4 protein-coding genes are annotated in these 6,681 nt (G+C 71.3%); 1 reads left to right on the forward strand and 3 read right to left on the reverse strand.

Annotation, left to right across the window (positions count from 1 at the left end):
* The first annotated feature begins 138 nt into the window (after nt 1-138).
* Nucleotides 139-1,293 (forward strand): BamA/TamA family outer membrane protein, encoded by a 1,155-nt coding sequence (locus BM353_RS13450; RefSeq protein ID WP_092081747.1) that lies wholly within the window; start codon nt 139-141, stop codon nt 1,291-1,293.
* Between the two features lie 7 nt (nt 1,294-1,300).
* Here the strand turns inward: BM353_RS13450 and BM353_RS13455 are convergent, their stop codons facing one another.
* From BM353_RS13455 to BM353_RS16680, 3 genes are all read right to left on the reverse strand, one after another.
* On the reverse strand, nt 1,301-3,118 hold the full coding sequence (locus tag BM353_RS13455) for an efflux RND transporter periplasmic adaptor subunit (RefSeq protein WP_092081749.1): 1,818 nt from the start codon (nt 3,116-3,118) through the stop codon (nt 1,301-1,303).
* Entirely contained in the window at nt 3,115-5,190 is a 2,076-nt protein-coding gene (locus tag BM353_RS13460; protein ID WP_143104167.1) for a preprotein translocase subunit SecA, read from the reverse strand. The genes BM353_RS13455 and BM353_RS13460 overlap by 4 nt, the downstream gene beginning before the upstream one ends.
* On the reverse strand, nt 5,187-6,681 hold a 1,495-nt coding region (locus BM353_RS16680), incomplete at its 5' end, for an efflux RND transporter periplasmic adaptor subunit (RefSeq protein WP_143104168.1). The genes BM353_RS16680 and BM353_RS13460, both read right to left, overlap by 4 nt.

The following is a 6,681-nucleotide window of genomic DNA, read 5'->3' on the forward strand; positions in this document are numbered from 1 at the left end:
CAACAGGCGCACGGCCCAAAGAGTGTGACCCGGGAGACGCGCGCTCGGGAAAGCCGAATTGCGGGGGGTGCTCCGCGGTTGTGACGTAAGGAAAACAAGGGCATAGTCCGTTTCAACGGGGCTCATGGGGGCGATAGGATGACGCGAAAACACGGGACGCGGGCCGGAGTCCTCTTGGTGGGGGCGCTGCTCTTTGCGGTAATGACCACGACCGCCGCCGTCGCTCAATCGGCGCGGCCCGCTGCGGGCGAGGCGGTGACACCGGGGCTCAACGGGCCGGAAGGCGAGCTTTCCTTCGGGCTCTGGTATTCCGAAGCCGAGGAGTTCTCGGCAACCACGGGCTTCACCCAGCATCGGATCGGCGGGCGCGATGACAGCCTTGCGATGGGCCTCTCGCTCAGCCGCTACGCGACCTCCGCCCATGTGACCCTGACCGACCCGGATTTCTACGAAAGCCCCTACGCCCGCGTGCTCTCCTTCGCGATCCGCAGCTACGAGCCCGGCGCGACACAGGCGGGCGACTACACCTTCACCCAGGCCGAGGCCCTCATCGGCTTCTCGCGCGCGCTCGATCCCCGCCGCTCCATCGGCTTCGGCGCGGGGTTCACCCGCTCAACGCTGGATGACCGCGACAGCCTGCCGGAATTCCTCGCAGCCTATGTCGAGAGCGTGGGCGAGGAGATCAACGACGCCTTCGTCTATGCCGACTACGTTTGGGACGCGCGCCTCTCCGAGGGCTGGCAGCGGCGCGGTCCCCGGGTCAGCCTCAACACGCAACTGGGCCGCGCCGGCGACACAAGCTACGGGCTGGCCTATCTGCGCGGCGAGTATCGGGCGCCCTTCGGCGAGCGCTTCGAGCTGCGCACCCACGGCGCGGTCGGGCTGGGCGATACCTTGAGCGACGGGCCGTTCCCGGTGCTGCGCAGCTTTGCCGCCGGCGGGCCGGGCAGCGTGCGCGGCTTTGCCGAGGGCACGCTCGGGCCGCAATCGCCTGTGCCGGGCAGCAGCGACGTCGCCTATCCGGGCGGGCAGTTCAGCGTTCTGGCCGGGCTTGAAGCCGCGACCCCGCTCGACCGGGAGCAGAAGATTTTCGGCATGGCCTATTTCGACATCGGCAACGTCTACGAGACGGCGGCCGACTATGACGGGGGCGCGCTGCGCCGCTCGGTCGGAATCGGCATCAGTTGGGCCTCGCCCATCGGGCCACTCTCGCTCTTTGTCTCCGAGCCGATCGATCCCAAAGATGGCGACGAGGTCAGCCGGCTGCAATTCGGCCTCGGGCTGCGGTTCTGAGCGGCGGTCAGACCCAGAGCAACAGGCGCAGGTAATCCACCAGCCGGCGGCTCGCGATCCAGTAGAGCGGGCGGTGGTCGACCGAGATCTTGGCCACGCCGGTCATGCCGGGGAGCCACCAGTCGGGCTGGTCCTCGGGCTGGGTCAGGCGGACGGGAAAGACCGTCTCGCCATCCTGCGCCGCGGCGGCGGGAATCACGGTGCGCACCGCGAGCGGCACGCTGGTGTCGGGCCGCGCCAGAAGGCTGACGTCGGTCTGTTGTCCTTCGCGCAGGAAGCTCAGGTCCCGCTCCGAAACGGCGGCCTCCACGTAGAGCGACGAGAGCGCGGCGAGGGTCACGACCGGATCGCCCCGGCGGACCGGCTCGCCGATCATCTTGGCCGGCTCCCCCTCGACCACGATCCCGGCGATGGGCGCGCGGGCGGTGGCGGCGGCAAGGCGCAGATCGACCCGGCGCAGCTCGGTGGTGATCTCGACGGCGCGGGCGCGCGCGATCTGCATCTCCGAGAGCTTGCCAGCAGCGCGTTGGATCTCGGCCTCGCGGTTGGCCTGCGCAAGTTCGGCCAGAAGCGCGTTGCGCTCCAGTTCCAGCTCGGAGCGGTCAAGGTCGAACAGCGCGTCGCCCGGCGCGACAACATCCCCAAGAATACGATTGCTTTCAGAGACGTAGCCGTCAAATGGCGCGCTGATATAGGCCATCGCATCGGTCCGCAGGACGACCGCGGCGGTGATGCGGAAGGGCAGGGGGATGAAGGCGGCCGCGATGGCCAGGGCCGCGGCGAGCGCGAGCAATGTCCGGCCCGGCGCGGTGCGCGGCTTGAGCAGGCCGGGGATCGAGGGCGCGATGGCGCGGCCGACGCGGGGGATGAGCCAGCCTGTCTCGCGCTCGAGCCGTTGCAGCGGCGCCTGCGCCATGTCGCAATGCAGCCGCAGCGCCCATTGTTCGGTCGCGGTGAATCCGCCCCGGCGCCTCTCCAGCAAGACCGCGCCCAGCGATTGCGCGCGGCCCCGGTCGTCCTCAGTGATCATCGGCAGGGTGATCATGTGGCCGGGGTGGGCGAGGGCGGCGTATTGGCCGTGGCTGTGGGTGACGAGGGTGTCGTCGCGCGCGCTCTCGGGCCAAAGGATTTCGCCGCTCTGGGCCAGCGCTTCTTCGGCGCATTGCTCGGCGAGGGCGCTTGCCTCGGTCCGCCGTTCGACCCCTTCGGCGTGGCTCACGGCGCGCAGCCGCATCCCCGCCCGGGCCCGCCAGATGAGCGTCACCTGATCGCAGGCGAATTGCTCGGCCAGCCCGTTGACCCAGATGAGCGCGGCGCGCCCGAATTCGCCCGCGCCCTGGAGCCGGGCGGTCAGGTCGATGGTCTGGGCCATGCGCTCGGCGTCGCGGCCCGCGCGGCGCGATCCGCGTTCGGCCTCGAAACAGAGCGGCGCGGCGGTGAGCGGCATGAGCCGGGCGAGCAGCGCGGCGCGATCGGGCCTTGCGCCGCGCAGCACCATCACCGCGCGCTGGCGCGCCCCGCCGCTCCGCCCCAGATGGACCGGCATGAGCAGGGCGCCGGCGTGTTCGGCAAAGCCTTCGCGGGTGAGATCGGTGAGCACATGGACGGGGCAGAGCGCGGCGAACTCCGGCGCCGTCTGGCCCTTGGGTGCGCGCGCCATCAGGCGCCAGCCGCCGGCCTCGCCCTCCGTCGCGCGGACATAGATCAGCGCCTCCTTGGCGCGCGCCTCGGCCCGGGCGGCCTCGGCCAGCGCGGGCCAGAACTCGGCCACGGGTCCGGTGAATCCGGCGAGCGAGGCGAGCGCATCTGTGGAGGTTTCGATCAAATCGTGCCCTTCTCAAGCTCTAGTTCCGCGTCGAGCGCGCCGCGGCGTTGTTTGCGGGCGAGCCGTTCGGCCCGGCCTTGGGCATAGCGGATCATCGCCCGTGCGGCCAGCGATTGCGCCGGGGGCAGCCGGTGCATCCCGCGCCAGAACGCCGCGAGGCCGGGGGGCAGGAAGCGGCGGAAAAGCTCGTCATCCTGCGCGGTATAGACGCGGACCGTGCCGGGATCGCCCTGGCGCGCGCCGCGGCCCACCAGCTGGCGGTCGATCCGGGCGAAATCATTGACCTCGGCGATGATGACATGGAGCCCGCCGGTCTCGCGGACGGTGTCGTCAATGGCGATATCGGTGCCGCGTCCGGCCATGTTGGTGGCGATGGTGATGCGGCCCGATTGGCCCGCCTGGGCCACGATCGCGGCCTCCTCGCTGTCGAAGACGGCGTTGAGCACGGCGACCTCGCGCCCGGGCGCCTTGGCGGCGAAGTCCTCGGCCAGGGCCGCGCTCGCCTCCACGCTGCGCAGCCCGATGAGCACGGCGCGGCCCCGATCTGCGAGGGCGAGCGCGTCGCGGACGATGGCGGCGTTTTTCCCGGCCACGCGGGCATAGGCGCGCAAGGACTGGGTCTTGCGGCGGGAGGGGCGGTGCGTGGGCACGCGCACCACCGCGAGCCCGTAGGCGCGGGCGAATTCGTCGCGCGCCTCGCGCGCCGTGCCGGTCATGCCGCCGAGTCGGGGGACGCGGCCGAAATAGCGCTGGAAGCTGAGCCGGGCGCGCACCTCGGAGGGCGGTGAAATCTCCAGCCCGAGCCGCGCCTCCAGCACCTGTTGCATCCCCAGCGAGAGGGTCCGCTGCCGTGCGAGCCGCCCGGTCAGCTCATCGACCAGCACGACCTTGCCCTCCTCGATCACGAAATGCTGGCCCTCCAGCAACAGGTGCTCGGCATACAGCGCCATGCGCACCAGCTCCTCGGCCCGATCCTCCCGCTGCCAGAAGGGCCCGAGTTTGCGCGCTTCGGCCATCAGCCGTTTGCGCCCCACGGAGGTGATGTCAAGCGAGCGGAGCGTGTGATCGACCCGGTAGTCGCGCCCGTCCTGCAACGCGCGGGCGAGGGCGACGGAGGTCTCGGCGGCGCCTTCGAGGATCGGGTCGGGCTTCTCGGCGGAGATGATGAGCGGCGTGATCGCCTCGTCGATCAGCACGCTGTCGGCCTCGTCGACGATGACCTGCCCCAGCCCGCGCTGCACCGTGCCGCCGGCCTCGGCCCGCCCGCCCGCGCGCGCCGCCCGGAGCGCGACCTGCACCGGGTGGGTCGCGCCGGTGAGCGCGAGGCCGTCGCGCAGGTGATCGGCGAGGATCGACTGGGCCGTGGTGTAGACGATGTCGTGGCCATAGCCCGCCGCGCGCGCGTCCGGCGGGGTCTCGGTGGTGACGCTCGCGGCGCTCACCCGGCACTGGGTGAAGAGCTTGCCGCTGATCTCGGCGTCGCGCGCGGCGAGGTAGTCGTTGGAGGTCACCACGTGACAGGGCCGCCCGCGCCAGGCGGCGACAACGGCGGCGATCGCGGCGGTGAGCGTCTTGCCCTCGCCGGTGGCCATCTCGGCGATCGCGCCTTCGAGCAGGGCCTGCACGCCGATGAGCTGTTCGGGGTGGGGGCGGAACCCGTGGGTGCGGCGCACGGCCTCGACCAGATGCACGAGCGCCTCGATTTCCGCCGCGCCGAGCCGGGTACGGGCGGGGTCAAAGCTGCTGCGCAACCGCGCGCGGGCGCGCAGCATCTCGGTGGCGAGGTCGGTCTCGTTCAGCGCTTCGAGCCGTTTGGCCCGGGCGAGGGTGCGCCGCGCGACGCGATCGTAGCGCCGCATCGGGTTGGCAAAGCGGCGCAGCACGGCAAGGCCCGTCGCGCCCCAGCGGTCGAGCAGGCGCGGGCGCTCCTGATGCTGGTGCGGCGCAAGCAGGCGCAGGTGTCGGGACGGGTCGGTCAGCGTGAGCGGCCCGCCACCCCAGAGCGAACCCTCCTCGCTGCCAGAATAGCGCGCCTTGAGCCCGGCGAGTACGGTCTGGGCGGCGCCGCTCACAGCTTGTACCGCTTCTGGAAGAACTGTTGCACGGTGGTCCAGAGCTGGGCGGCGATGGGCCGGGGCGCGAGGGTGAGCCGAAGCCAGCCGGACCGGCCGGTCAGCGCGGATTGGCCAAGCTCGGGCGCGGCGGCAAGATCGAGCCCGGCGGTCAGCAGGAAGAAGCGCTCGACGGCCTGGGAGCCGGGCGCGGCGGAGGGGTTGGTCGGCGTGTCGACCCGCACGGCAAGATCGCCGCCGCCGGCCGAGCCGAGCGATTGCGAGGGCAGATCGCGCCGCGAATAGGGGACAAGCTGCAGCGCCGTGACCGGCAGCTCCAGCGCCCGGGCGCCTTCGAGCTTGAGCGCGGCGGCGCTGGCGGGCAGGCCGGCAACGCCCTCGGCCGCCTCCTGCCGCAAGACGGCGCGGAAGACATGGCCGTCCGGCTCGATGATCTCGCCGATGACCGCCCCTTGCGAGAGCCACGACCCGCGCCGTCCGGTGAGCCCCGCATCGCGCCAGACGCCGGCGCGGGTGGCGCGCAGGGTCAGGCGGCGGGCCTCGTCCCGGAGGCTGTCGAGGCTTGCGCGCACACCGGCGATTTCCTCTTCGATGGCGGCCAGATCGGCCGAGGCGCGCGACCGGCTGCGCACGGCGCGCAACTCCGCCCCCCGCAGCCGGGCCTCAAGGTTTTCGAGCTGCAGGTCGAGCTCGGGGTTTTCCAGCCGCGCGATGAGATCCCCGGGCGCGACCCGGTCGCCGGTCCTCAGCGGCGCGTCGCGCAGCACCCCGGCGGCGGGGGCCAGAACCTGCGCGCTGCGCAGCGGGGCAACCACGCCGGAGAGCCGCCGGTAGTCGGGCACCGGCAGGAAGACCAGAAGCGCGATGAGCCCTGCCCCCACGAGGGCCATGATCCGCAGCGGGCGGGCGTGTTTGCGGCGGAAATGCGGGCTTGCGAGGGGTTTCACGAGTTTCACCAGCGGCAGGACGAAGGCATTGAGCACGAGCGCCGCCGCGACCACCAGCCCCAAACCGAAATATTGATCGGCGATGAAGATCACGATCCCGGCCATGATCATGATCCGGTAAACGTTGGAGACCACGAAGAACCCGATGAGGAAGGCGACGCGGCGGGGCGAGACGCGCGCCTCCGGCGGGAGCGGTTCACGCAGCAGCCACAGGCGCATCCGCGCGTTGAACTGGCTCTTGGCGGCCTGGTGCAGGTTGGGGATTTCGACGAGATCCGACAGAATGAAATACCCGTCGAACCGCATCAGCGGGTTGGAGTTGAAGAAGAGCGTGTAGACGGCCGTGACGAACATCACGTTGAGCGCGATCTCGTTGATCGCCCCGGGCGGCGAATGGGCCCAGAGCAGCGTCGCGACCGCGCAGGAGATCGCATCGGCATACATCCCCGCCGCCCCGACAGCCGCGCGCCGCCACTTGTTGCGGAAGGTCCAGGCCGAGGAGAGATCGGCATAGGGCAGGGGCGTGAAGAGCAGCAGCATGACG

This window comes from Poseidonocella sedimentorum, from assembly GCF_900116005.1.
GTDB lineage: Bacteria > Pseudomonadota > Alphaproteobacteria > Rhodobacterales > Rhodobacteraceae > Poseidonocella > Poseidonocella sedimentorum.